Source organism: Streptomyces sp. LUP30 (genome assembly GCF_001746365.1).
GTDB lineage: Bacteria > Actinomycetota > Actinomycetes > Streptomycetales > Streptomycetaceae > Streptomyces.
In genome coordinates, this window is record NZ_MJAJ01000079.1 from 1 (window position 1) to 26,617 (window position 26,617).

Sequence of the window (26,617 nt, forward strand, 5' to 3'; positions counted from 1 at the left end):
GCCGAGCAGTTCGGCCTCGCCGCGGGCGCTGCTGCGGCGCAGGGCCGCGACCCGGTCGCTGACGGAGCGGGCGGCGCGGTCCGCGGCGACGGCGGCGATCACGAGGCCGACGCCGGTCACCGCGACCGCGCCGGCGAGGACCGCCCACAGGGTGGGTCCGGGCCGGACGCCGGAGGAGCGCACGGTGAACAGGACGACCGCGCACGCGCTGAGGGCGACAGCGGTGGGGGGCAGCACGGCGAGGCGCAGCAGCTGAGGCCGTATGGGTGTCTCGGCCGGCGTCGGTGCGGTGCGGGGAGCCGGCCGCCCGTGCCGCCCGCCCTCACGGCGGTCTGCGCGTGCGGCGGGTGCGCGGAGGTGAGACATCGGTGTCCTCGTACTGGTCCGTCGAGCCGGGTCGTCGGTCGGGAGAGCCGTCGGTCGCGAAAGTCGGGATTTCGGCCCGGTGTCGCCCGACGGCCACTCACAGTAGTCGGCAACCCATCATGTGCGATGGGCAGTTGACAAAGTCCTCCACACAGCGTCCCGCTCTGGTATGAGGCTTCGCACGGCAGATCGATAAGCCCGCGTGATTCCCGACGCAGTACACAAAAAGTTCGATCGACGCTGCTCAGAGGCGGTCAGAAAACGACCGTGCGGGCCGGGGAGCAAGAAGCTCCCCGGCCCGCACGGCCCGCATCGCCGAACGTCCGCCTGCCCCGATCGGCCCGCCGAGACCACCTCCGGCGCTTCGCCGCCCTCGGCGGCATCCCTCGAAATATCACTCTCCGTATCGGCTTTGGCCTTGACTGCCGCCTCGTCCTCTTCGGGTGTCAGAGGGAACAGTCGCCCGGGCGCACGTAGGTCCGTTTCGGCTGAAGATCTGCGGTCGTGGACGGCAGCTCATTGCGCAGGCACGATGACGTCGTGGAGCTGTGACCGGGCCGTGTACTGGACGGACTTGCTCAGGTCGGGACGGCCCGTCATACGGACCAGCAGGGTGTACGTGTCGAAGGCCAGGTCCGGGAAGACGAAGCCGCCGAGGCGGTCGGTGGTCGCCGCCGCCCCGGTCTCGACGACGGTGACCGGCAGACCGGGCAGCGGCGCCAGCTGGTCGTCCAGCACCCGCCCGCACAGGGCCGGGTCGTCCGGCCGCGCCGCTCTGACCTCGACGGTCTGCACTGCGGCGGCGGGCTCGGTCTCGTCGAACGCCTGCAGTCCGATGGTGACGGTGAGGGAGAAGGCAGGCCTGGGAGGTACTCCGAGGGCGGTCCAGAACTGGCCCATCCCCTGGCCCTCCTTCATCTGCGCCACCGAAACCGTCAGCGGGTGGAGCTGCGGGGGCATCGTGAGGTCGCCGCGCAGGAAGCGCTTGTCGAGCACCTCGAAGCGGCTCAGCCACAGCAGGACGAGCCCGAGCAGCCGGTGTTCCTCCGCGGCTTTGAGACCCGCGCTCTGCGTGGACCAGACGGTGACGAGGTAGGTGCAGTCGACGCGCAGCGGCCGGTGACGGCTGACGTAGCCGTCGTCCGTCCTTTCGACCAGCGGTGTCTGGTCACGCAGGTCCCGGTTCTCCTGGACGTCGTGGAGGAAGAGATCCACCGTGGCCTGGGTCGGCGTGAAGGTCCTGTCCGGGGTGTCGAAGCTGACGTCCGCGGCGCGGACCTCCGGCGGGGCGGCGGGGTCCGTCAGCATCGCCTTGAGTGTGGCGTCCAGGTCTTGGAACATGCTCACCTGCCAGGGGGCCGGCACGGGAGGGACCACTCATGCCCAGGTCGTCACGGGCCTTGACCACCTGGGTCGGGGATGGGCTCCACCTTGCCCATCTTCAGGTACTCACGCCGTGTCGCCCGGAGCAGCTCGGTCATGCCGATCCGGCCGTCCCCGGCGGCCGCCAGAAACGCGGCATGCAGAACGATGTTGTGGATGCTGCCGCCGGACAGCCGGAATTCCCGTGCCAGGCGATCGAGGTCCACGTCGGGAGCGCGGGGAGCCTCCGGGGGGATGCACACGTCCCAGATGCGACGGCGCTCGGCGTCGTCCGGGAAGGGGAACTCCACGACGAACCGAAGCCTGCGGGTGAAGGCGTCGTCGAGGTGCCCGCGCATGTTGGTGGCGAGGATGGCGAGCCCGTCGTACTCCTCCATGCGCTGCAGCAGGTACGCCACTTCGATGTTGGCGTAGCGGTCGTGCGCGTCGTGTACGTCGGACCGTTTGCCGAACAAGGCGTCCGCCTCGTCGAAGAACAGGATGGCGTCGGTGTCGGCGGCCGCGGTGAAGACGCGTTCGAGGTTCTTCTCGGTCTCGCCGATGTACTTGCTGATCACCATCGAGAGGTCGATCTTGAACAGGTCCAAGCCGACGTCATGGGCGACGACCTCCGCGGCCATGGTCTTGCCCGTACCGGGTGGACCGGCGAACAGCGCGCTGACGCCCTTTCCCTGGGACATGCGCCGGTCGAACCCCCACTCGTCCATCACCCGCCTGCGGTGGACCATCCACTCGCACAGTCCGTGCAGAAGCTCCAGCGGCTCCGGGGGCAGCACGAGGTCCTGGACGGTGCGGGACGGCTCGACGCGCCGGGCGAGCGGGGTCAGTCGGTGCCCGGTCTCGGCGCGGGCCGCGGCGAACAGTTCCAGGCGGGAGGGCGAGCCCGCCGCGGCCTCCGGGTCGTCCTCGGCGTGCAGCCGGGCGGCGGTGCGGGCGGTCAGCACGGCGTCCTCGATCTGCGCCGGGCCGAGCCGGAACCGTACGGCGAGCGCATCGAGGTCAGCCGGAGCGGCTCTGGCTCCGTGCGCCGCGAGCACCTCTTCCCAGGTGGTGCGCCGCCGGGCGGCGTCCCCGGGGACGCACGGCACGGTGAGCACGCCGAGCGGCCGGTGTGCGGTCGGCGCCCAGGGCCGGCTGCCCGACAGGGTCACCACGCCGTCGTACGCGGACAACCGGTCGGCCAGGGCCCGCGTACAGGGGGACTCGACGTCGTCGAAGTGGAGCAGCGCGCCCTGCAGGGACGCCTCACGGAAAATGAGCTCCAGGGCCACGGCGTCCCGAACGACGTCTTCGGCGTCGACGGCCAGGAGCGGGACGGCGAGCGCGCCGGCGAGCGCTTCGGCCGTGCGCCGTCGTCCCGCTCCCGGCGGACCCTGCAAGTACAGCCGCAAGGGCAGGCGTCCCCACGCGTCGCGCACCATCCGGTACAGCGCCTCGTCCTCGACGGGGCCCGGTGGCGGAGTCACCAGCTCGCAGAAGGGGGTGAGTCTGCGATCGAGGCAGCCCTGGTCGAGCAGGACGTCCACGATCTGCTCGTCGGGCACGAGGAGTCGGGCGGGGAGCGGCGCCGACTCGGCGCACGGGTCCGGGAGAAGGCGCAGGACGCGTCGGCCGAGCAGCGGAGCGTCGGCACCGAAGAACCTGCGCGCGAAGAGCCGCTCACGGGCGGTTGCCGTCAACAGGTCCAGCGCCAGACCGACCGTGGGGCGCCTGCGGTCGACGTCGTCCTGGAGGTACCCGTAGAGCCGCTCGTACCAGGGGTCGATCTCGGGCGCGAGGGCGAGGAGGACGACGTCCAGCTCGAAGTCGCAGAGTCCGTAGCAGCTGCGGAGCCACGACCAGCCACGCTCCACGGTGACGATGTTCTCCCACGGCGGCTCCCACCGTGCCGCGTCGGGGTGCCCCTCCGCGGACGGCCGCTCGCCGGGCGTACGGTGCGTGCAGCGGACGCCGGCGTCCGGGCCGCGCCGGGCGTCGTCGGTGTCCCCGGCGCCGCGCCTGCCACGGGCCGACTCGACTGCGGGGCGCAGCATGTCGTCCAGCCGCCGAAAGGCAGGGAGTCCGGGTGCTGTTCCGTTCTCCGTGCACGCCGGCACGGAGGCGGCCATGGCCTCGGACACGGGAACTCCTTGCACGGACATCGCCTTTCAGCGCTCGGGAGCGGCGCGGGGCCACGACTTCGCCGTCACGCGAGGATCTCCCGGTCGGAGCGCGGTCGAAGGGGCCTGGCCTTCTTGTTCACCTCGTCCCATTCCTGCGGGAGGCCGTCGATGATGATGAACTTCTCGCCGTTCTCTTCGATGATCTTCCCCTCCAGCTTGGCGACGTCGAGCCCGTAGTACCTCTGCATCAGGTAGCGGAAGTACTTGCGTTCATCGATGACCATGGTTCCGACGGGAGTCTCCCAAGCGCCTTTCCGGTACATCAGGATGACGTCCACCACGGACAGGACGGACATCATCCGCCCCGCGAAGCCCTCGATCGCCTGGGTCAGGCCGCCGCCACGCACTCCGGACGCGACGCCCCTGGCCGCCCGGAGCGGGATCACCGGCTCCGTCCGGGGAACGGCCTCGGCGAGTTCCCCGGCCGGCGGGCCGGACCCTGTTCGCGGCGTCGCCCCTGGTTCCGGCACCCGGGTGAGCGGCTGCGAGAGCTCCACCTTGGGCTGTCCGGCCGCGGGCGGCACGGCGGCCCCCGACGAGGGCGGGACGGCCGCCACCCGGGGCGGTGCGGTGGGCGTGACGCCCTCTCCCCTGATCTTCCCCGACGCGGTGTGGCGAGCCACGTCCGCCTCGGTCTTCAGCCTGTCGGGCTGGGGCTTCATGGGCTTCGTCGGGCGGTTGGGTGCGCCGACCGTCTGCCGTTTGGGATGAAGCACGGAGTGCGCCGCGTGGAGGTCGTGCGGTACCGGACTCGCCAGGGAACCTTGACCGACGTGGTGGTGTTCCAGGACCTGCCCCTTGTACGCGGCGTGCTGCGGGTACCTGCTCACCCAGACGTCGTCGACCACCGGAGAGCGCCCCTTCGCAATGGCCTCGAGGTTGCTCGGGCTCAGAGCACCGCCGCCACCGTAGTGGTCCCTCCAGCGCTGCCAGAACAGCCGGCTGTCGCGCAGATAGCCCAGCTGACTGGACTCCACGGTCTCTCCTTTGCCCACCCAGGGCATTTCGACGACCTCGGCGGGCAGTCGCAGCGGACTGTTCGTCGCGGGCTGCCGCATCACGCCGGGTGAAGCGGCCCCCGCGACCTTCAGCGGTGCGCCGCCGGGCAGCACCGCCTCGTGCGCGGCGGCCTCTGCGGCCCGCTCCAGCCCCGGGCCGGCGTCCGAGCCGGGCGCCTGCCCTCCCGTTCCCCGGGACTGCTGGACGGCGTGCGCGAGTTCGTGTGCGAGCAGACGGCGGCCGGCGGCGGTGCCAGGGGTGTACTGCCCGCGAGCGAACGCGATGTGATGGCCGAACGTGTACGCCTTGGCCGACATGGCCAGCGCGGAGTCCGCCGCCGTGGCGTCGGCGTGGACACGGATGTGGGAGAAGTCCACACCGAACCGTGACTCCATCGCGGTGCGTACAGGTGCCTCCAGAGCCTCACCCGGCGCCTGCAAGCCGTACCGCACGGCGGCGGGCTTCCGGAAGGTCGGTACCTGTGGCAGCGTCTCTCGTTCTGCGAACTCGTGCATGCCGCACCCCTTGGGGGACTCGCTTCCAGGCTAGTTCACGGGTTCGCATCCGGCATCCTCGCCCGCGGTCCTTGCGCGGGCCGCCACGACGGCACAAGTCCGCCCGGCGCAGGCTCTCCAGGCTGTTGACCTCGACCGTCTCGCGCTGCCGCCCCCCGGAGGTCCCGGCGGTGCGGCGCGGGGTGGAGACGGACGCCGTCAGCCTCGTCGGTCCCACCGCCGGGCACGGTGGGCGGCCCGGGCGTTCCGGAGGTGACAGGTCGTCAGCCGTCCAGGCCGGGCGACCCGGCACGGGCGCGCCGGTGAACGGTTCCTCTTCCCTGCCCGAGACGGCCTCGGCCCGTGCTGCGCACCACGGTTCCTGACGAGCCGTCCGGTGTCCGACGGGGCCTTCGCACAGGTCGCGATCCACCGGTTCCAGGCGCACGCTGGAAGCACCAGGGCACTCCACTCCCCCGCGAGGGGACACCTGCCCGCGAGGCCGGTGACCACTGTGCGGGGCCGGCCGAGGAGGTCAGTCATGGCCCACACCCCACTCCAGCCGGATGGCCTCGAATCAGAGGACCATCCGTGGCGTATCCGCCTCGTCGAACACCCGAAGCGGTTCGAATCCGCGGAGTTCCGGGCCGCCAAGAAGACGGCGCAGGCGATTCTGCTCGCCATGGACGATCCCGATCTGCCCTACGGGCCCCGGCCCGTCGACCCCGGGTCGGAGCCGGACGCGCCCGCACACTGGGAGATGCATCACGGGGGCAGCCTGTGGGTGAAGGGGCCCACGTGCTGGCGCATGTACCGCGCGCGCGTCGGCATCGAGTGGAGCATGCAGTTCTGCGCGGACCCCGCGAAGGTCGACCGCCTCCGGCAGGAAGCCTCCGATCTGATGGACGCCTTCCCCCTCACCGTGCCCGCGCTGGCGGAGCTCGGCTACGACAGGGCCGAAGAACTTCTGCGCACGCCGATCGTGGACGCGGACGGAGTGGAGGCGTGGACCGACTCCCTGTTCAACGCGTGTGTGCCGATGAGCCGGGGGAATCATCAGGGCGTCCTCCCCGGGGTGCCGGGTGAACACCACTACCCCTGGCCGGTCAAGGGCGCGGATTTCATCCGGTACGACGACTTCCAGCTCTGGGTGACCCTGCCCGACGGCACCCACGGCGCCGTCACTCCGGTGGACCGCCGCGGCTCCGGTGACGGGCATGTCCGGCTGGCCTTCGTCCCTGAGGGCAGCGACGCCGCCGAGACGATAGCCGAAGCGCAGGAACGCGGCCTGATGGCCGTACTGCCCGCCACCAGCTCGGTGGCCCGGCAGGCGTTCGCCCAGCAGATCGCCCCCGACCGGCGCACCGCCTCCGGCCCGCTGTCCTCCGACGCGGGACCGCGGCCCCACCGTTCCTCCGGCTAGCGCCGTCCCCTCCATGGGATCTCGCGGGCCGGCGTCCACCTCCCGTGCCCGAGGGCGCCGTGCTGCTTGACCGCGTCAGGGCGCGACGGGAGCGGGCCGGTGCCGCCACCCGACGGTTGATCGGCACACCACAACTCCGCTGGCACGCCGCCCTGAACAGGGCTAACGTAGAAAAGAGTCCTCGCCCGCTTCTCCCCTGACGGGGTGTGAGGTGCCGGGGAACCGGCCGTGAACCGCGACTGCCAGGACCGACTCGTCGGCGTGCAAGCCGAGTTCGAAGTGCCGGCACGGATCCGGACCCACGGTGTCGTGTCGTCCCCGGCGGACGGCCCGTGGCCGAGCACCGCTCCGTCGACCTGCTGCCGGCGGAAGGCGGGCTTCCTCCGCGGGGCACGAGCCGAGGACGCCGCTCCACGGGTTCACCCGACCATCTTCTCAAGGCCCCGACGCGATCCCCATCGGGCGAGGAGGCTCCGATGACCGAGTTCGACACGAAGCCACCAGGCATCTACCTCGAGGAGGTCGAGACCGCCGGGCCGATCGCGGGGGCCGGAACCAGTACGGCGGCGCTGATCGGCACCGTCGCCGGCGACAGCGCGAGCATCGTGCCGAACAAGCCGGTCCTGGTGACCAACTGGACGCAGTACGCGGAGAAGTTCGGCGAGTTCAAGAAACCCCTGAGCCTTCCGTACGCCGTGCGCGGCTTCTTCGAGAACGGCGGAACCCTCGCCTACATCGTGCCGGTCACCGACATGGCCGAACTCGACAACGCCCTGGCGGCGCTGACGCACACCTTGGACGTCAGCATCGTGTGCCTGCCCGGCGAGACGAATGCCGCGACCCAGGCGTCGCTGATCACCCATTGCGAGACGATGGGCGACCGCTTCGCGGTCCTGGACGGGGCGCGTACTCCCGACAACCCCGCGGACACGGCTCCCGTGCACAGCCAGCGCGACGGGCTCATGACCGACCGGGGTTTCGGTGCGCTGTACTGGCCGTGGATCGTCATCAACGACCCCGAGGCGCCGGCGAGCAGTCCGGGACGGGTGACCGTGGCCCCGTCGGGCCATATCGCCGGCGTGATGGCCCGCAGTGACAGCACGCGAGGGGTCCACAAGGCACCGGCCAACGAGGTCGTCCGCGGAGCGCTGGACCTCGAATACCAGCTCAACGACGCCGAGCAGGGCGTTCTGAACACCCTCAACATCAACGCGCTGCGCACCTTCCCCGGCGGACCGCCACTGGTGTGGGGCGCGCGGGCGCTCTCCACACTCACCGCCTGGCAGTACGTCAATGTGCGCCGGCTCGTGGCGTACATCTCGGACTCCCTTCTGCAGGGGCTGCGTTGGGCCGTCTTCCAGCCCAACAACACGGCTCTGTGGAAGGCCCTCGAACGCACCGTCACGGAGTTCCTGACGCGTGTGTGGCAGTCCGGAGCGCTCTTCGGGCGCACTGCTGCCGAAGCCTTCTACGTCAAGATCGACGAGGAGCTGAATCCCGACCCCGTACGGGCATTGGGGCGCGTGTTCATCGAGATCGGCCTGGCGCCCACCCGGCCCGCCGAACAGATCGTGATCCGACTGGGCCTGTGGTCCGGCAGCGGCCGGGTCAGCGAGGTGTAGAGAGGACGACCAGGGATGGCGCAGACAGGTGAGCGGGTCGAGCCCTTCCGCAATTTCAACTTCCTCGTGGAACTGGACGGGATCGCCCAGGCCAGCTTCCGGGAATGCAGCGGACTGGGGTCGACGACGGAGGTCATCGAGAACCGCGAGGGCGGCGACAACACGACCGTGCGCAAGCTGCCCGGCAAGACGAGCTACTCCGACATCACCCTCAAGTGGGGCATCACCGGGTCCCACGAGTTGTGGGACTGGCGCCAGCAGGTGGTGGACGGGAACGTGGCGCGCAAGAACGGCTCGATCGTCGTGTACGACCTGAGCAACCACACGGAGGTGGCGCGCTGGAACTTCGTCAGCGCGTGGCCCACCAAGTGGGAGGGCGCCTCGTTCAGCGCCAAGGGCGCGGACGTCGCCGTCGACACCCTCGTACTGGCCCACGAGGGCCTGAGCCGGGTGTGACGGCCATGCTGGTCACGGAGGTCGAGTTCGAACTGCCGAAAGGCTATGTGGACGCCGCCGGTGATCTGCACCGCGACGGCGTCATGCGGTTGGCGACGGCCGCGGACGAGATCTACCCGCTGAAGGACCCCCGGGTTCAGGGCTGGCCCGCGTACCTGATCGTCATCCTGCTGTCCCGTGTGGTGACGAGACTGGGTGGCGTGCCGGAGGTCACGCCAGGAGTGATCGAGGGTCTGTACTCGGAGGACCTGGCCCATCTGCAGTCCCTCTACAACCGGATCAACGGGCTGACCGCCACCACCCTCCTGATCACCTGTCCGCACTGCGGTCGGGAGCACGAGGCGGAGGTCCCGCAGCCGGGGGGGTGACGGGCTACCCCGTGGCACGGGTCCGCCAGGAGGTGGCCTTTCTGGGACGACATGTCCACTGGACTCTCGCCGAGTCGCTCGCCCTCGACCACGCGGAGCGGCTGCACTGGATCCGTGAGATCACCGACGCTCTGGAGGAGGAAGACGCATGACGGAGGATGGCAGCCTGCCGGCGCCGCCCCTGGGCGAGCGCCTCGACGCCCACGGGCGGCGGCACGCCGAACGCCTGCTCATCCCCCTGTCATGGGCGGGCGGGCTGCGGGTCTACATGGACCGGGCCGCCGGACTGACGGCGAGCGCGGGCCGGTTCGAGCGGATCGAGTCGACGCCGGACCGCCCCGCTCCCCTCACGGCGACCGCACTGCCCGGCAAGCTCCGTACGGCTCGGGACCCCGACCCGTACGTCGTCGACGGCCCCGCGCCCGTCGCGCGTCCCGGGCCCGCTCCGGCTCCGGCCGGCGCTTCCGCGGCGGCCCCTACGGCGCCGTCCCCGCGCCTCGGGGCAGAACCGGCGGGGACCGTCCGGCAGCACGAGGACGGCGCTTCGGCCTCGACCGGGCACCGGCAGGACGACCTGCCCGCCACGGCCAGATCGCGGCTGAGAGCTGCGGTCGGACCGGCCGCGGAGGCGATGCGCGTGCACCACGACGAGCGGGCCGACTCGCTCGCCCGGGCCCGGCAGGCGGATGCCGTGACCCTGGGGCACGACGTGTACTTCCGCCACGGCCGGCTCCGCCCCCGGGACGAGCGGGGGTTCGCCCTGCTCGTCCACGAGGCCACCCACGTCATGGCTCTGCTGCGGCCGGGGGCGTCCTGGCGTCGGGCCACCGGCGCGGGCGCCCGCGCGGAGGAGGCCGAGGCGATGGCCAACGAACGGTCGGCGCTGTCCGGGACCGGTTCCCCCCACCACCCGTCGCGCCCCGGCCCGTCGCCCCGCCGACACCCCGCCCGGTCACCGGCTCACCCGTCAGGGGCGGTGCACGGGCCGCCCGCGGCCTCCCCGGCCGACGCGGCGTCGCCGCCTGTCATGCGCGCCCCGGCCGACCGCGACGCCCCCACCACCGCCGCCGACGCCGGTCCGCCGATCGACCTGAACGCGCTGAAACGCGAACTGGTCGACGACCTGATGCGCCAGTTGCGCGACGAGTTCGAGCGCGGAGGCTGACGTGGCGAACACCCCGCTCGGTATGCCGTCGGTGTCCGGTCCCGGACCGGTGAGCGCCGCCCTGACCAAAGCCGAGATCATCGACACGACCTCGGGCGACAGCTTCACGGTGATGTTCAACCCCGAGGAACTCAAACTCGACCAGGGGAACACCTACGCCGAGATCGGCGTGCCCGGGCTGGACTCACCGCCCGTCCAGTACATCCGCGGCAAAGCCCGGGTCCTGAGCATGGAGTTGTTCTTCGACACCTACGAGGCCGGCACGGACGTCCGCGCTCACACGGGCCCCATCGTGCGGCTGCTGGACAAGGAGCCGCAGAGCCAGGCCCCGCCGGTCCTGCTCTTCTCGCTGGGCAGCTTCCAGTTCCGCTGCGTCCTGGCCGACGCCAACCAGCGCTTCACCATGTTCCTGCGCAACGGCACCCCCGTCCGCTCGATGGTGTCGGTGCGCTTCCACGAGTTCGCCACCGCGGACGTCGAGGTGCGCCGGGGCCTCTTCTTCGCCTCGCCGACGGCGTCGTCGGTGGTCAACCGGGCGGTGTCCACCGTCCGTTCGGTACTGCGCGAACAGCCCACGGTCCACACCGTGATCGAGGGCGACACCCTGAGCGGCCTCGCGGCGACCTACCTCGGCGATCCCGCACTGTGGCGCGCCATCGCGGACGCCAACCGCGTCGCCGACCCGCTGACCCTCACGCCCAACACACGGCTGATCATTCCGGGGCGCCGCCCCGACGGCACGGCCCCCCGGGGACAGGGGGGTGCACGGCCATGAGCAGCCCGTCCTGTGCGCCACGATTCGACATCCGTGTCTCCGGTCTGACCATGGCCGCCGAACTCGCCGACCAGGTGCTGGGGATCACCGTCGAGACCAGCCTGGATCTCGCAGGCACGTTCGCCCTGACCCTGCGCAACCCCGACAACCGACTGCTCGACTCTCCGTTGCTGGACCCCGGCAAGACAGTGGAGGTCCACCTCGGGTACGGCACCGACCTCAAACCGGCCTTTCTCGGGGAGATAGCCTCCGTCGAGCCGTCGTTCCCGGCCGGCGGTCCACCGACCGTGCAGGTGTCCGGCTACGACAAGTCGTACCGCATGCGCCGCGGCCAGCCCGAGCCCACCGAGTACACCTTCGTGAACGACAGCATGGTGGCCGCTCGCATCGCCGTGGAGAACGGCCTCGTCCCCGTCGTGGATCCCACCCCCGGGCTGCGGGAGAAGATCGTCCAGGTCGAGAGCGACATGGCGTTCCTCAAGGAACGCGCTCGGCGCTACCACTTCGACGTCTATGTCGAGTGGGACAGACTGCACTTCCGCTTCCCGCGTCCGCAGGCCGCCGCGTACCTGCTGGAATGGGGCCGGAACCTGTCGAGTTTCCGTCCACGCCTCTCCTCGTCGGCCGCGGCCGGGGTGCAGGTCGTACGCGGCTACAACCAGGAACTCGCCCAGACCGTCATGGGCCTGGCGCTGGCCGCGGACCTCGACCTGGGCCGGCTCACCGAGCAACTCGGCTCCTCGGCCGCCGACCTGGTCCTCTCCATGGCCCGCAAGGGGATCCGCAAGCATGTGCTCGACAACCCCCTGGACGCGAAGACACTCGCGGAGTCGCTTCTCGCCCAGTTCGTGGAGGGCATGTACGAGGGCGCCGGTTCCTGCGTCGGCATTCCGGAGCTGGCCGCCGGCCAGTACATCGAGATACAGGGCGTCGGCGAACGCTTCAGCGGCACCTACCGGCTTCGGAAGGTGACCCACCGCATGGACGACAGCGGCTTCATGACCGACTTCTCCATCGGCCAGGGCGGGGAGTCCAGTCTGCTCGGCGTGCTGCGCAAGGAGATCACCGAGGAACCGCCTCCCAACCGTGCGGAGCCCTTCTACGGGGTCGTCGTGGCGGTGGTGGAGGACAACCACGAGATGGCCGCCGTACCGCCGAAGACACCGATAGGCCGGGTGAAGGTGTCCTTCCCCGGGCTGTCCGACCGATTCACCAGTTGCTGGGCCCCGTGCGCGAACCCGACGGCGGGCGACGGCACGGGCCTCTACTGGCTGCCCGAGGTCGGGGACCAGGTGCTCGTCGCGTTCGAACTCGGCGATCTGAGCAAGCCGTACGTCATCGGCGGGCTGTGGAACACCGGGCGGCCTCCCCCCGCCACCAACGCGGACGGCACGAACAGCACCCGTGTGATCAGGAGCCGGGCGGGACACACCATCACCTTCGACGACTCCGGGGCGGGCGGGAAGCTGGTCATCGAGGACGGCGGCCCGGGCAGCACCATCGTCCTGGACGCCGCCGACGGTTCGCTGACCATCAGCGCAGCACGGGATCTGACGATCACGGCGGGTGGATCCGTCACGGTGTCGGCGGCAGGGGGCAGCACACAGATCGTCGTCGACGAGAGCCACGTCGACATCAAGTGAGGACAGGCATCCATGAGCAAGGTACTGACCACCGAGAGCACGGTGACCTGCGGGCACACGCGCGCACCTCAGCCCCCTCCCCCGCCACCCGCGCTTCCCCCACCACTGGGGCCCGGCCTGGTCACGCTCCGCAGCACACAGAAACTGCACGTCGAGGGCGTTTCGGTCCTCGTGACGGCCGACGTGGTCGGGGCCACGATCACTGGCTGCCCCAACGTCGAGTCCCCCCAGAAGCCCTGCACCGTGGTCACCAGCGCCACCGGTGAATCCGTCAAGCTGAGGACCGGCGGCGCTCCCGTCCTGCTCGACCGGCTCACCATCACGGCCGACGGCACCGTGCCGGTGCCGCTCGGGCTGGAGCCCACGGCCGGCCAGTCGAAGCTCACCTCGGTGTGACCGGAGGCCCAGATGGAATCCGACGTTCACGGTCGTGGCCTCGCCTTCCCCGTCCGGCTGGAAGCCGCCGGCTTCGGCGAGTCCGTGGGGCCGCGCAAGATCCAGGAGTCGATCCGGCTCATCCTGGGGACCCAGTACGGCGAGCGGGTGATGCGCCCCGACTTCGGCTGCAATCTCAAGCGGCTGATGTTCGCGCCCAACAACGAGGCGACGGCCAACCTCGCCCGCTACTACGTCGAGGAGGGGCTGAGCCGATGTGAGCCGCGCATCGAACTCCTCGACGTCACCGTCACGAACGACAGGGCGAGACCGGCCCTGGACATCGACGTCAGCTATCGCATACGGGCCACGGCCACCGCGGACCGACTCCTCCATCCCTTCCCGTTGGAGCGGTCGCCGTGACCGGGCGATCCGACCGCGGGCGGATCACGCCCCCCGATCTGGACGACCGCACCTGGCAGGACCTGGTCAGCCAGATGCTCGCCCTGCGGACGACGTATGCACCCCAGTGGACGGACGAGCGGCCGAGCGACATCGGCGTCACTCTCGTCGAACTGTTCGCCTGGCTCGGGGAAGGGGTGATCTACCGGCTGAACCAGGTGCCCGAGAAGAACTACATCGCCTTTCTCGACCTCATGGGCATCACCCGTGACCCCGCCACGCCGGCGGCCACGCAACTGACCTTCGGTACCACGGGACCGACGCCTGCGGACATACCGGCGGGCACCCAGGCCCACACCCTTCCCGTGGAGGGCGACGCCCCCGTCGTGTTCGAGACCGACGAGGACCTCACCGTGCTGCCCACGAGCCTCACGGCCGCCCTCCTGCTCACGCCGGACCCCGACGACGACTCCCGGCTCCTCTACGCGGACGTGTCCGCCGACCTGGTGGGCACGGGCACCGGACGCCACCCGCTGGTCGTGTCGCCGCACCGCACCGTACATCTGTGCCTGGGATTCGACGGCCCGGTCACCGGCAAGGTCGGGCTGCGGCCCCGGCTGTTCCGGCCCGCCCCCGACACTCCGGTGGGCACGGTGACCTGGGCCGCCTCCGTCGCCGGCTCGCAGCCCGGGGACTGGCCCGCGATCGGGCCCTCCGGCAGCACGAAGGATCTCCACGACCGGCACATGAGCCTTCCCGTGCCGGCACAGTGGGCCGCGCAGAACCCGGAAGCGGACTGGCAGGACGTCGGCGCCACGGACGCGCCCTTCGACGCACCGCGCTTCTGGCTGGGCCTGCGGATCGCCAACCCTGGCGACGCCCCGCTGGAGCTCGGCCTGGACCGGGTCCTGTTCAACTCAGCCCCCGCGCACACGGCCCTCACCATCCGATCCCCGGAGATGCTCGGCGACAGCGACGGCACACCCTTCCAGGTGTTCGCGCTACGCCACCGTCCGCTCTACCGGCGGCGCGATGCCGAGGCGCCGTACGCCGATCTCGAAGTCCAGGTCGGTCAGGGCACGCCGCCGGTCTGGGAGACCTGGCAGCTCGTGCCGGAACTCCTTCCGGGCCCGGGCAAGGTCTACCGGCTCAACCCCGTGACAGGCGAGATCAGCTTCGGAAGCCACGACGAACGCGACAGCGAAGGACACGGCAGCGTCCCACCGCCCGGCAGCCTGATCAGAGCGCGCACCTACCGGCATGTCGCGTCGGGAGCGGCCGGCAACCTGCCGGCCGGGCAGGTCGTCGTGGCCGGCACCAAGCCGGACGGCACCGTCCCCGCCGGACTCGTCGTCACCAATCCGACCCCGGCCCATGACGGGATCGACGAGGAGCCGACCGAGGACACGCTGCGGCGGGCGCCGGAGCAACTGAAGACCCGGGACCGCGCGATCACCGCCGACGACTTCGCCTACCTGGCACGGGAGGCGTCCAGCGAGGTGCGCATCAGCCGGTGTCTGACGCCCTGTCCGCCGCTCGGCGAGCCGTGGACCTTCGGCGGCATCGACCGCGCTCCCGGGAACGTGAGCGTCATCGTCGTACCCGACCAGGGCAGTGAGGTGGCACAGCCGGAGCCGCCTCCCGAACTGATCGACACGGTACGGGCCTACCTCGACGCACGCCGGGATCTGACGGTCCGGCTGTTCGTCCACCGGCCGCGCTACCTGCCGATCGTCACCGAGGTGTCCGTGCGAGTGTGGCGGGAAGCCGTCCTCGCGGGCGTCGACCTCACGGAGGTCCACGACGACATGCAACGGAAGATCGGCGCCTTTCTGCACCCGACTCGGGGCGGACCGGACGGCAGGGGCTGGCAGGTGGGCCAGCCGGTCTTCAGCTCCGATCTCTTCCGGGCCGTCATGCCGGCCGAGACGGTGGGCTACATCGAGCAGATCAGCGTCGCACCCGGCACTCCCGCCTATCCCGGGGGCCGGCCCTTCCCGCAGCCGTCGCCGGGCGCCTCGGTCCAGGTGGCCGACTACGAACTCGTCTGCGCCGGCCCGGCGACCGTGACGGTCGAGCAGACCGTGTGAGGGCCCGGAGAGGACCAGCAGCCATGCCCGAGAGCAGCTACCTCAGATTCCTCCCCCCCGTGGTCTGGCAGGACACCCCGGCGGGCTCGGAGTTCTCCCTCGGTGACGCCCTTCGCGTCTTCGAGAAGATCCTCACCGGCATCGACGACCAGGTGCCGATCGTGCACCACACGAACACCCGGGTCGCAGACGACGAGAGCCACGACCACGTCGCGCTCACGCAGCAAATCGCTTCGCTGCACCGGCTGTTCGATCCATGGACCACCCCACCGGAGTTCCTGCCGTGGCTCGCGTCGTGGGTCTCCCTGCGCTTTCCCGAACTTCAGGGCCGGCAGCTCTGGGACGAGTACCAGCGACGCAAGGCGACCGCCGCGATCAGCCGCACCCACCGACGCCGTGGGCTGCGCAGCGGACTCGACGCCATCCTGGACCTGTACGCGGTCGGCCGGGTACGTCCCCGGCTCGCGGTGGACGACGGATCCTGTCTGTTCTCCCTGCGGCTCGGCTCGGACCTGCCGGTTTCGGTGTCCGCGCTGCCCACCTTCCGCCCGCTGTTCGACGAGACCCAGAAGCCGCCCCGGGTCGTCCGCGAGGGTCTGATGCGACCCTGGTGCGTCGCACGGGGCCCCGACGGCAGTCTGTACGTCGGCGAACACGGTCTGCCCGACGACATGCCGCACCGGCGCCGGGTGTGGCGCCTGAACGCCGAGGCTCAGCAGGACGTCTCCGGCAGCCCGCCGCTCCCCCGCCCACTGGTGCCCCAGCAGACCCTCGGGCAGATCGTGGCCGTCGCCGTACGCCCGGCCCTGGCCGGTCAGCCCGAGACACTGTTCATTCTGGAGCGCACCGGCCGGATCCTGTCCGTCGCGGCTCCTTACACGGCCGATACGGCGACCGAGGTCACGAACCTCGCCGCCGGCAGCTCCGTCTACACCTTGGCGATGGCCGTGGACGACAAGGGCGACCTGCTGGTGCTGGACCGGAGACAGATGCCGAACGAGCCCGCGGCGCCACGAGTCTTCGTCGTCCGTCCCTCGCCCGTCGCGGTGACGTCCGAGGAACTCGATCCGGCGATCGTCAGGGAACCCCTGTCGCTGTTCATCGACCGCGACGGCGCCCTCCTCGTCGGAGACGGCGGCGACCAGCAGGCGCCTCCACAGGCGGGGACTGCGAGCGCGAACCTTGTGCGCGTCGTCCGCGGTGGCCCCGCCTGGACGCTCACCCCTCTTCTGCCGCCGGACAACCCGCTCGTCGCCCCCACCGCGGTGGCCCGCGCGAGCGACGACGTCCTGTACGTCCTGGACGCCGGGCTCAGACCCTTCTGGCCCTCGGCGACGAACGAACCCTTCATCCTCGCCGAGGCCCTGCCGGCCTGTGTGCATCGCGTGACGATGCCCCGGAACGCGGCAGAGGCACACATCGTGCGGATCACCGAGCCGGGCCAGTTCGTCAACCCCACGGGGATGACCGCGGCGGGAGGGCGGATGGTCATCTGCGACCCGGGACAGATCGAGACCGACGGGATCGGCATGGACGGCCACCGCTCCCGCATCAACGCCTTCGACATCAACGTGGTCATCCACTTCTCCGCCGGCGAGCTGCTGGCGGCTCTGCCGGATCCGGTACAGCAGCAGCGTGCGCTCAGTCAGGCCCTGGGCACCATCAACTCCATCGTCGAGCAGCACAAGCCCGCCCACTGCCGGTGCTGGGCAGTGACCATGACTCCGACCCCACAGTGAGAAGCGGTGATCGGCATGCCCGTCAAGCGCACGGAATACTTCAACTTCGACACCGGCAGCGCCCGCAGCGGTGGCACGGTCCGGGCCGAGACCCTGATGGACACGGAGGACTACGACAGGCGTCTCGACGACGCGCGCGGAGCGAGCCTCCACACCTGGGGGGTGGCTGACGGCCTGGAGGTGAGCGCGACCGCCGGACAGCCCGGCGTGACGGTCGGGCCCGGAACCGCGCTCGACGCGGCGGGCCGTACCAGCGTCCTGGAAGCAGGCGGGTTCGCCATCGTGGATCCGGGCGTCGACCCGGAGCAGCCGGTGAACATCCCCACGGTGGTGATCGGCGCCGACGGCCTGCCGCTGAACACCGCGGGGATGCCGCCCGACACCTACGCACTCACCCTGACATGGCGTGAGGTCCTCGGTGAGACGCGGCTGATCCGGCTGCACGCGCCGTGGCTGAGGCTGCTGCCGAGCGCCGGTTTCAAGGACGCGGGCCCGCAGGTGGTGCTCGCCGAAGTGTCCCTGGACGCCACGGGCGCCGTCACGGGCGTCACGTCCGGAGCACGCCGTTCGGTGGGCGTCCCGGTGGAACGGGTCGAGCTGCGCGCCCAGCGGGTGAGCACGGGTTCGTCGACGACGGTGGGCCAGGGTCCGGTCGCCGAACTGCGCGGACGTACGGACGGCGGCCTCGATCTCGTGGTGTCCGCCGACGGCGCCGGGCACACGGCCCTGTCGGCGGACGGGTCCAGCGGTCACCTCGGCATCGGAACGTCATCGCCCTCCGCGCCCTTGCACATCGCCGCGGAATCCGACGGCGGGCACGGACTGAAGGTCACCTCTCCCTCCGGTGGTTCCGGCATCGAGCTGGCCCGCGACGACGAGGGGCCTGCGTACGGGATCTTCGCCGGCGACGACGGCGCCTGGCACCTCCGCAACGAGGACGAGGAGAACGACCTCGTGACGGTGACCTCGGAGGGCGAGCTGGACGTCGGCACACTGAATGTCGCGGACGACCTGAAGGTGGGGTCCGCCTTCACCGTCGCGAGTGCCTCGAACAGCGTCGGCATCGCCGTCGACGGGGCGCCGGCGTCGGCCCTTCAGGTGAACGGGTCGGGCGTCCACTCGGGCGGTGGCGGGGGCGGCTACTCCTTCGCCGACCGGAGCCTGACGGACTTCGTCACCCGTCCCGCAAACGGGGAGCGTTGGGTCTGGTACGCCTTCCAGGGCTCGGCGCGGCTGTGGTCGGGCATCGACGTGGTCACGATCGGTCAGGGCGACGGGAACGCGCTCGACGTCCGACGGCGGATGAGGGTGCGTCAGGGCCCCGACCCCGCCGACGAGACGGCGGGCATCTGGTTCCACCAGAGGGACGTCGACGCGGACCGCGCCTTCGTCGGCATGGAGAACAGCGACAGCGTCGGCTTCTGGGGCAACACCGGCGGCCAGTGGGGCCTCGTGATGGACACCGGCAGCGGAACGGTGTCCTGCCGCAACGATCTGGCGGTCGCCGGTGAGCTGGACGCCGGGAAGCGGATGCGGGTGCGTCAGGGCCCCACCGACGACGACGCCTCGGCCGGCATCTGGTTCCACCAGAGGGACGTCGACGCGGACCGCGCCTTCGTCGGCATGGAGAACAGCGACAGCGTCGGCTTCTGGGGCAACACCGGCGGCCAGTGGGGCCTCGTGATGGACACCGGCAGCGGAACGGTGTCCTGCCGCCGGGGGCTGGCCGTGGCCGGCGAAGCAGCCTTCGACAAGCATTTCGGCCGCCGTGACGCGCCCGCCGTCCTGCACCTGTTCGGCTCGTTCATCCGGGACATCGGTGACGGCATCCTGAACCTCAGGAGCGGCGGCGGCGTCGTCCAGTTGGACGGCCGCGTCCAGTTCAGCGGCGAACTGGTCAAGCCCGGCGGCGCGTTCCGGATCGACCATCCCCTGGATCCGGCCAACAAGTACCTGTCCCACTCCTTCGTGGAGTCGCCCGACATGGCCAACCTCTACGCCGGAGTGGCGGAGACCGACGATCAGGGCGAGGCGACCGTCGTCCTCCCCGACTACTTCGAGGCACTGAATCGCGAATTCCGTTACCAGCTCACACCGATCGGCTCGCTGGCGCAGGTGGCGGTGACGAGCGAGATCAAGGGCAACCGCTTCACCGTGCGCACCGATCAGCCGGGAATCAAGGTGTCCTGGCAGGTGACAGGCGTGCGCCAGGACGCCTGGGCCGAGGCCCACCGGATCTGTGTCGAGGCGGACAAGCCGGAGGGCGAGCGCAACCACTATCTGCATCCCGCGGAACACGGACAGCCGGAGAGCGCGGGGATCGCGAACCTCAGGGAAGGAAGGCGCGATGGGTGATCAGCACAGGTCACAGACGCATGACAGGATGCGCGAACGCCTCGCCGAGCTGAAGCGCGACCGCGAAAGCGGTCAGCGTCAACTGCAGCGGCTCATGCAGGAGGAGGCGACGACGCATGACGGGCTGCTGCGTGTCAGCGGAGCGATCCAGGTCCTGGAGGAGCTGCTCGGGAACGATGCGTTCGCCGATGACCGAACGACCCGTCCGGTCGCGGCGACCGACACCGCCCCGCCGACCACGCCGACCACCGACGGGAAGCCGTCGATGAGCGTTCCGTAGCAATCTGCCCCCACCGGCTCTGACAACTACTGTCGATTATGCGGCTGACGGCCCGCTGGTCGTGCTCGTCAGCCGTGAGGCGCTCCAGCATCCGGGCCGCCTCGCCGAGTTCGTCCCCGGCCGACGTCACCGCTCGCCGGCGAGGTCGAGATCACCCCTGCTCGTCTCGGCCGCGCCCTCGGCGATCCGGGAACGCCGCCAGGGGTGAGCGATCGGGCCGGACACCGCCCGCCACCACGGCTCGACCGGCAGCTTCCCCGCCGGCTCGAACGGCTCACCCGGCCGCGGAAGCGCCACCGCCTGGCCGGCCTCCTCGGCCGCGTCCTTCGTCCACTCCCCCGGCTCCGCCCACGCGTGCAGCGCCAGGTTGAACGTCCCCCAGTGGATCGGCAGCAGAACCCCGCCAGGACTGCCTCCCTGCAGGTCGAGATGGGCCTGCACCCCCTGGGCCGGCGACATGTGAATGTCCGGCCAGGCTCCGGGCAGCGGCGTATCGTCCGTGTGGTCCTTGGGCCAGAAGTCGGAGTACGCCCCGATCTGGATCATCGTCGCGTCGAACGGGCCGTGGGCGGCTCCGATCTCCTTGAAGCCGTCGAAGTAGCCGGTGTCCCCGCTGTGGTAGATCCGGTGCTCCTCCCCTGCGACGACCCAGGACGCCCAGAGGGTGTGCTGGGTGTTGCGCAGGCCGCGGCCGCAGAAATGGCGGGCCGGGGTGGCGGTCAGGGTGAGGCCGCCGACCTTCGTCTCCTCGTGCCAGTCCAGCTCGCGCAGCCGGTCGGCGGACACGCCCCAGTGCTCCAGGTGGGCGCCGACGCCGAGCGGCACGGCGAACAGGGTGTCCGTGCCGGCCAGCGCCTTGATCGTGGGCAGGTCCAGATGGTCGTAGTGGTCGTGCGAGATGACGACGACGTCGACCGGGCCCAGTGCGGCCAGCGGCAGCGGGACCGGGTGCAGCCGCCTGGGACCGGCGAAGGGGAACGGGGAGCAGCGCTCGCCCCAGACGGGGTCGAACAGGACGCGCTGCCCGTCGATCTCCGCGAGCACGCTGGAGTGCCCCATCCAGGTCACCCTGAGCCCGGTGGCCGGCGGCTTCGCGAGGTCGGCGAGGGTGGTGGCGTGCACGGGCACCGTGCCCACAGGGGAGCGGCGGGGACGCTGCTCCTTGTCGAAGAAGTTCTTGGCGAAGTCGAGCATCGAGCCCGAGGGGCGGGTCCGCGCCGGACCGCCGGGGTTCACGAAGACCCCGTCCTTGTAGTGGGGCGATCTGCGGATGCGCGCGAGGCGCTCACCACTGGGATCCGCGCCGAAGGCCGCGGGCTGCAGAGCGCGGAGCCCGGAGCTCAGGGAACGGAAACCGGACACGGTACCTCCAGGTGGAGTCGCTGAGGCATTCCATTATGGTCGCCCCCTCCGACAACGCGTTGACAGGCCTCGCCCCGGCTCCAGATACTGACCCACTGTTCAGTAACCGTCCTGGTCGAGGAGCCCGTGTGACCTCCCCCTTCCTGTCGCTCACCTGGACCGACCACCTCACCGGCCGCCAGGGCTTCCTGGTCGTCGACCGGCTGGTGCGCGGCGTCTGCAGCGGCGGCCTGCGCATGCGGGCGGGCTGCACCCTGGACGAGGTGACCGGGCTCGCCCGCGGCATGAGCCTCAAGGAGGCGCTCCACTACGACCCCGAGGCCCGCTACGTCCCGCTCGGCGGCGCCAAGGGCGGCATCGACTGCGATCCCCGGGACCCGGAGGCCTACGGGCTGCTGGTGCGCTATCTGCGGGCGATGCGTCCGTACGTGGAGAGCTGCTGGACCACCGGCGAGGACCTGGGGCTGTCCCAGGACCTGGTGGACCGGGCGGTCGCCGAGGTCGGGCTGGTGTCCTCCGTGCAGGCGGTGCACCCGCTGCTCGACGACGAGGACGCGGCCCGGGCCCGGCTCGCGGCCGCGTTCGCCGTCGAGGTCGACGGCATCGGCCTGGACGAGCTGGTCGGCGGCTGCGGGGTCGCCGAGTCCGTGCTGACCGCCCTGGACCGGGCCGGGGTGGCGTACACGGGGACCCGTGTCTCGCTCCAGGGCTTCGGCACCATGGGCGGGGCCACCGCGCGCTTCCTCACGCGCGCGGGGCTCACGGTGGTGGCCGTCGCCGACGTCAAGGGCACCCTCGCCAACCCGGCCGGACTCGACGTGGAGGCGCTGCTCGCCGCTCGGGACGCCCACGGCGCCGTGGACCGGGCCGTGCTGCGGCCCGGCGACCGCGAGCTGCCGGGCGACGCGTGGCTGTCGACGGAGGCGGAGGTGCTCGTTCCGGCCGCCGTGTCGTACGCGATCGGGATCGAGGAGCAGGAGCGGATCGGCGCCAGGTGGATCGCCGAGGCGGCCAACATGCCCGTCCTGCCGCAGGCGGAGGCGCTGCTGCACGCGCGCGGGGTGAGCGTCCTGCCGGACGTCGTCGTCAACTCCGGTACCAACGCCTGGTGGTGGTGGACGCTGTTCGGCGACATCGCCGCGGACGCGGAGGAGGCCTTCGCGCACACGCGCCGCTCCATGCGCGCCTTGGTGGAGCTGGTCCTGACCCGCGCGGAGGCGGACGGGACGACGCCACGGGCCGCGGCGCACGCGATCGCCGGACAACGCCTCCCGGTGATCACCCACCGCTTCGGCACACACCGCCGAGCCTGAGACCCACCGCCCGGGCCCGAGCCGGGCGCGCGGGTCGAGCCGCCGCCCCGCCCGGCCCCGCGCACGCGCCCTGTCTCCCCTCCCCCCGTACCGGAACCGTGGGCTCCGACGGATGGCGTCGCGGGCGGTCGGGGCTCCCCTCCCGGTCGGCGGGGCCACGGAATAGGGTGATCGGGTGGCGAGGGTCCGGTTGAGTGTGGCCGAGCGGCGCGAGGAGCTGCTGCGGGCGGCCATCGAGCAGATCGAGGCGCGGGGCGTGGCGGCGGTCAGGATCGCCGACGTGGCCGCGGCCCTCGGGGTGAGCAACGCCCTGGTGCTCTACCACTTCTCGACGAAGGAGCGGCTGGTCGCCGAGGCGTTCGCCCACGCGGCCCAGGACGACCTGGCGCACCTGGGCAAGCTGGTCGGCCGCCGCACGACGGCGCTGCGCCGGCTGCGCGCGGCCGTGCGCTGGTACGCCCCCACGGGACAGGCCAAGGGCTGGCGGCTGTGGATCGAGGGCTGGGCCGTGTCACTGCGCGAACCCGCGCTGCGGGAGGTGGCCCGACGCCTCGACCAGGAGTGGAAGGCCTCGCTCGTCGAGCTGATCGCGGAGGGTGTGGCCGCGGGCGAGTTCCCCTGCCCGGACCCGGCCGGTACGGCCCTGCGCCTGACGGCCCTCCTGGACGGGCTCGCCGTTCAGCTGACGTCCTACGAGGGCGCGGTGTCCCGGGCACGGGCGCAGGAGTGGGTCGACGAGGCGCTCGACCGGGAGCTGGGCCTGGCCCCGGGGACGCCGGACGCCTCGACGCCCTGAGCGGCCGGAGAGCCTTGCGCGGCGGTGGAGCATGCGCGGGCGGGACCGACAGCCGGGCGGACGGTCGGCTGTCGATCGGTAGATCGGTAGATCGGCCGAGCGGTCGGCGGCCGGTCAGTCGAGTTCGTAGACCGCCGTCACCGTCGCCCCCGCCCGGATCTCGCCGGGGGCGACGGGCACCGCGCCGATGCCGGCGCCGGAGGTCTCCCCGGCCGGTGACACGGGGCGCGGGTAGGTGGAGGCGTCCTCGCTCAGCGAGACCAGCGGGCCGAGGCGGCGGCCGCTGAGGCGGGCGTACTGCTCCGCCTTGGCCCGGGCGTCGGCATGCGCGGCCTCACGGGCGCGGGCCTGCAGCGGGGCGGGGTCGGAGACGTCGAAGACGACCGAGTCGATGCGGGCCGCGTCGCCGGCGGCGTCGGTGACCGCCTGCAGGACCGCGCCGGTCCGCGCCACCTCGCGCACCCTCACCGTGAAGAACTGCGCGGCCTGGTACCCCGTCAGTCGTGAGGCGCCGTCCGTGTGGTCGTGGAGAGGGGTGAGGGTGACGCTCCGCGTGTGGATGTCCCGCTCGGCGACGCCCTGGGCGCGGACGGCGGCGAGCAGGGCGGCGGCCGCCTGGTTCTGCGCGTCCAGCGCCGACTGCGAGGTCTTGGCGGAGGTCTCGACACCGGCCTCGACCACCGCGACGTCCGGCGGTGCGCTCGCGCTGCCCTCACCGGTCACCGTCACGGTTGCAGGAGCAGAAGCCGGAGTCGGAGTCGGATCCGGAACAGGAGCGGGGGTCGGGACGGGAGCTGCCGGCGCGAGACGGGACACGGCCGCCGGGCGGGCCGGCAGCGCGAGCGCCGGCGCCGTGGCGAGCGCCGGGACGCCGAGGGCGAGCAGGAAGACGACGGCCGCGGCTACGGGCCTACGGGAAAGAGGCATACGGGACCGGTCCTCAAGGGTGTCGGACATCAGCGGTGGGTGGGTGCGGTCATCCCAGCACTCGCCTCCGCGCGCGCGGGGGCGCCACTCCCGTCCGATCACCTCACTGGTGGAGCGGCCGGCCGCACGAAATCCACGGCCGGCCGCGCCCGCTCGGACCGCGCGTCCGTTTCAGACCCGCGCCCGCTCGGACCACGCGCCCCCAGACCGCTCGCGCCGGGTCCGCGGCCGCTCAGCGGTCGACGCCGGCTCAGGCGACGGCGGAGATCCGCATCCTGATGTCGTCCGGCGACAGCGTGCCCTTGGCGACCACGTGGTCGCCGGAGGACTCCCCGCGCAGCCGACGGCCGATCCACGGCACCAGGTACTCGCGCGCCCAGTGGACGTCGTCGCGCCGCACCTCGAGGGTGCCGCGCGGCGGGAGCAGCGGCCAGGGCTGCTCCGGATCGGCCGGCACCTCCAGACCGAGGACCTGTCCGGCGCGCAGCGCCACGCGCGTGTGCCCCTCCGGGGAGAGGTGGAGCCGGTCGCCGTCCCAGGCCCTGCGGTCCTGCACGGACTTCAGGGACCACAGGTCGAGCACCGGACAGCCGTACCGGTCGGCGACGGCGCGCACGTGTCCGTTGTAGGTGGCGATCTTGCCGCGCAGATGCTTGAGCACGGGAACGCCACGAGTGTCGAAGCCGGTCGTCACCATGACGGTGCCGGCTACGGCGGTCAGGGCCGAGATCGCGCGCTCGAAGCGCTCGGCGACCTCGTCCGGGTCGGTGCCGGGACGGAGGATGTCGTTGCCGCCCGCGCAGAAGGAGACCAGGTCCGGGGCGAGTTCCACAGCCCTGGGGAGCTGGTCCTCCATGATCTGGTCGAGCAGCTTTCCGCGGACCGCGAGGTTGGTGTAGTCGAAGTCGCCTTCGGGCCGCCGGTCCGCGAGGAGCACCGCGAACCGGTCCGCCCAGCCGACGAAGGCCCCGTCCGGGCCGGGGTCGCCGACGCCCTCGGTGAAGCTGTCCCCCACCGCCACGTACGACCCGATCACTGATCTGTTGTCACTCTTCGAATCGTCTGCCACAGCAGTTCATGATTCACCTTCGAATGTGACCTACGCGACCGTAGGCAGGGATTGACGGACGGTGAGATAAGCCACTCCTAAAGAGTTGCCCAATCAGGGAATAAGAGACCACGCCCGGAAGTCGTTGATCCGGAAATGACTCCAGGTGGTGCGGAACGCGAAATGCCCGCCCGTGTACGGCTCGGGGTCGGTCCAGTCGAAGACGAGCCGCCCGTTGTTCCACCACCGCACGGCCGGGCCGTCGGAGACGATCCTGACGTGGTGCGGGGCGTTCGCCACGAGCAGCGGCTCCGTGCGGTCGCGGACCAGCGGCCGCTCCCCCGCCCGGCCGACGTATCGGCGCAGTCGGGTCGTCGTGTTGCCGTTGGCGCCGTAGCCCACGTAGTAGGTCTTGAGCTGGTCGTACTCGGCGAGGGCGCCGTCGCGCCGGGTCGCGAAGAGGTCGTCCGGAGATCGGACGTCGACGGCGTTCCAGAAGTTGTTGAGGTCGGACACCCGGTCGTTGACCCCGCCGGCGGCGACGGGCGTGGCGACGTACTCGAGGACGTACGGTCCCTCGAAGGGCCGCCTGAACCAGATCGTGGCCCCGGCGGGCACGTCGACCTCGAGGGATCCGCGGGAGGCCGTGACGGTCCCGCCCTGCTCCAGTTCCACGGCCCACCGGTCCAGGCCGTGGCAGAAGTCGTCGTGGGCGATCAGGCGGCGACGCCGGCGCGGTGCGGCGTGGGCGTCGGTCGCGGGCGCGAGGGCGCCCAGGGCCGCGCCGGCGGTGAGGGCTGCGAACGCTCTGCGCGTGGTCGTCACGGGATGCGGCTCCTTCGGTGGGCGGTTCAAGCGCGGGAAAGCGCTTGCCCTGACGGAGATCACTGTGTCCGCAGTCGCGGCCCGTGTCGATGGGGCGGCGCGGGGCGCCACAGGACCGCAACGAAGCGACGGGGAGTCCGAAGATCCCGGCGGGTCCGGCGGGTCCGACGGGTCCGGCGGTCGACCCCGCCGGGCCGCSGGGCCGCCGGYCCGACGGGTCGCCGGGCCGCCGGTCCGACGGGTCGCCGG

The 26,617-nt window shown here is 71.5% G+C and carries 23 protein-coding genes and 1 pseudogene; 16 read left to right on the forward strand and 8 right to left on the reverse strand.

Annotated elements, in window-relative coordinates; all coding sequences use genetic code 11:
* The 4 genes and pseudogenes from BG482_RS37750 to BG482_RS37765 form a co-directional block, all read right to left on the reverse strand.
* A pseudogene (locus BG482_RS37750) lies at window positions 1–366 on the reverse strand (ATP-binding protein); the annotation flags it as partial.
* A gap of 516 nt (window positions 367–882) precedes the next feature.
* Entirely contained in the window at window positions 883–1,707 is an 825-nt protein-coding gene (locus tag BG482_RS37755) for a Pvc16 family protein (RefSeq protein ID WP_141746707.1), read from the reverse strand.
* Window positions 1,708–1,757: 50 nt separating this feature from the next.
* Entirely contained in the window at window positions 1,758–3,869 is a 2,112-nt protein-coding gene (locus BG482_RS37760; RefSeq protein ID WP_079142632.1) for an ATP-binding protein, read from the reverse strand.
* Window positions 3,870–3,934: 65 nt separating this feature from the next.
* Window positions 3,935–5,425, reverse strand: a complete 1,491-nt coding sequence (locus BG482_RS37765) for a DUF4157 domain-containing protein (protein ID WP_069773730.1) — start codon at window positions 5,423–5,425, stop codon at window positions 3,935–3,937.
* A gap of 520 nt (window positions 5,426–5,945) precedes the next feature.
* On the opposite strand from BG482_RS37765, the gene BG482_RS37770 reads away from it, so the two are divergent.
* The 14 genes from BG482_RS37770 to BG482_RS37830 all read left to right on the forward strand — a co-directional run bounded on the left by BG482_RS37770 (window position 5,946) and on the right by BG482_RS37830 (window position 20,097).
* Window positions 5,946–6,827, forward strand: coding sequence for a DUF6424 family protein (locus tag BG482_RS37770; RefSeq protein WP_069773731.1), 882 nt, complete (start codon window positions 5,946–5,948; stop codon window positions 6,825–6,827).
* A 476-nt stretch (window positions 6,828–7,303) separates the two neighbouring features.
* Complete coding sequence (locus tag BG482_RS37775) at window positions 7,304–8,449, forward strand: phage tail sheath subtilisin-like domain-containing protein (RefSeq protein WP_069773732.1); 1,146 nt, start codon at window positions 7,304–7,306, stop codon at window positions 8,447–8,449.
* Between the two features lie 15 nt (window positions 8,450–8,464).
* Window positions 8,465–8,905 (forward strand): phage tail protein, encoded by a 441-nt coding sequence (locus tag BG482_RS37780; protein WP_069773733.1) that lies wholly within the window; start codon window positions 8,465–8,467, stop codon window positions 8,903–8,905.
* 5 nt (window positions 8,906–8,910) lie between these two features.
* Window positions 8,911–9,273 (forward strand): hypothetical protein, encoded by a 363-nt coding sequence (locus tag BG482_RS37785; RefSeq protein ID WP_069773749.1) that lies wholly within the window; start codon window positions 8,911–8,913, stop codon window positions 9,271–9,273.
* An 11-nt stretch (window positions 9,274–9,284) separates the two neighbouring features.
* Window positions 9,285–9,425, forward strand: a complete 141-nt coding sequence (locus BG482_RS44375; RefSeq protein WP_176741565.1) for a hypothetical protein — start codon at window positions 9,285–9,287, stop codon at window positions 9,423–9,425.
* Complete coding sequence (locus BG482_RS37790; RefSeq protein ID WP_069773734.1) at window positions 9,422–10,438, forward strand: DUF4157 domain-containing protein; 1,017 nt, start codon at window positions 9,422–9,424, stop codon at window positions 10,436–10,438. Before BG482_RS44375 ends, BG482_RS37790 begins: the two co-directional genes overlap by 4 nt.
* 1 nt (window position 10,439) lies before the next feature.
* Window positions 10,440–11,213: a LysM peptidoglycan-binding domain-containing protein gene (locus BG482_RS37795; RefSeq protein ID WP_079142634.1), complete on the forward strand. Its 774-nt coding sequence runs from the start codon at window positions 10,440–10,442 to the stop codon at window positions 11,211–11,213.
* Window positions 11,210–12,856 (forward strand): phage baseplate assembly protein V, encoded by a 1,647-nt coding sequence (locus BG482_RS37800; RefSeq protein ID WP_141746708.1) that lies wholly within the window; start codon window positions 11,210–11,212, stop codon window positions 12,854–12,856. Before BG482_RS37795 ends, BG482_RS37800 begins: the two co-directional genes overlap by 4 nt.
* A gap of 12 nt (window positions 12,857–12,868) precedes the next feature.
* Window positions 12,869–13,252: a hypothetical protein gene (locus BG482_RS37805; RefSeq protein ID WP_069773736.1), complete on the forward strand. Its 384-nt coding sequence runs from the start codon at window positions 12,869–12,871 to the stop codon at window positions 13,250–13,252.
* 12 nt (window positions 13,253–13,264) lie between these two features.
* The gene (locus tag BG482_RS37810) at window positions 13,265–13,654 is read left to right on the forward strand and encodes a GPW/gp25 family protein (protein WP_069773737.1); all 390 of its coding nucleotides are present in this window, start codon (window positions 13,265–13,267) and stop codon (window positions 13,652–13,654) included.
* Window positions 13,651–15,723, forward strand: coding sequence for a putative baseplate assembly protein (locus BG482_RS37815; protein WP_069773738.1), 2,073 nt, complete (start codon window positions 13,651–13,653; stop codon window positions 15,721–15,723). The genes BG482_RS37810 and BG482_RS37815 overlap by 4 nt, the downstream gene beginning before the upstream one ends.
* 23 nt (window positions 15,724–15,746) lie before the next feature.
* Window positions 15,747–17,462, forward strand: a complete 1,716-nt coding sequence (locus BG482_RS37820) for a phage tail protein (RefSeq protein ID WP_069773739.1) — start codon at window positions 15,747–15,749, stop codon at window positions 17,460–17,462.
* A gap of 15 nt (window positions 17,463–17,477) precedes the next feature.
* Complete coding sequence (locus tag BG482_RS37825; protein WP_141746709.1) at window positions 17,478–19,817, forward strand: hypothetical protein; 2,340 nt, start codon at window positions 17,478–17,480, stop codon at window positions 19,815–19,817.
* Window positions 19,818–19,845: 28 nt separating this feature from the next.
* Window positions 19,846–20,097, forward strand: coding sequence for a hypothetical protein (locus tag BG482_RS37830; protein WP_069773741.1), 252 nt, complete (start codon window positions 19,846–19,848; stop codon window positions 20,095–20,097).
* Window positions 20,098–20,223: 126 nt separating this feature from the next.
* Here the strand turns inward: BG482_RS37830 and BG482_RS37835 are convergent, their stop codons facing one another.
* On the reverse strand, window positions 20,224–21,459 hold the full coding sequence (locus tag BG482_RS37835) for an MBL fold metallo-hydrolase (RefSeq protein ID WP_069773742.1): 1,236 nt from the start codon (window positions 21,457–21,459) through the stop codon (window positions 20,224–20,226).
* A 128-nt stretch (window positions 21,460–21,587) separates the two neighbouring features.
* On the opposite strand from BG482_RS37835, the gene BG482_RS37840 reads away from it, so the two are divergent.
* Window positions 21,588–22,772, forward strand: coding sequence for a glutamate dehydrogenase (locus tag BG482_RS37840; protein ID WP_069773743.1), 1,185 nt, complete (start codon window positions 21,588–21,590; stop codon window positions 22,770–22,772).
* Between the two features lie 175 nt (window positions 22,773–22,947).
* Entirely contained in the window at window positions 22,948–23,568 is a 621-nt protein-coding gene (locus BG482_RS37845) for a TetR/AcrR family transcriptional regulator (protein ID WP_069773744.1), read from the forward strand.
* A gap of 114 nt (window positions 23,569–23,682) precedes the next feature.
* Here the strand turns inward: BG482_RS37845 and BG482_RS37850 are convergent, their stop codons facing one another.
* From BG482_RS37850 to BG482_RS37860, 3 genes are all read right to left on the reverse strand, one after another.
* Complete coding sequence (locus BG482_RS37850; protein WP_069773745.1) at window positions 23,683–24,495, reverse strand: SIMPL domain-containing protein; 813 nt, start codon at window positions 24,493–24,495, stop codon at window positions 23,683–23,685.
* A 250-nt stretch (window positions 24,496–24,745) separates the two neighbouring features.
* The gene (locus tag BG482_RS37855) at window positions 24,746–25,531 is read right to left on the reverse strand and encodes an SGNH/GDSL hydrolase family protein (protein ID WP_069773746.1); all 786 of its coding nucleotides are present in this window, start codon (window positions 25,529–25,531) and stop codon (window positions 24,746–24,748) included.
* A 126-nt stretch (window positions 25,532–25,657) separates the two neighbouring features.
* Window positions 25,658–26,368: a DUF6250 domain-containing protein gene (locus BG482_RS37860; protein ID WP_069773747.1), complete on the reverse strand. Its 711-nt coding sequence runs from the start codon at window positions 26,366–26,368 to the stop codon at window positions 25,658–25,660.
* Between the last annotated feature and the right edge of the window lie 249 nt (window positions 26,369–26,617).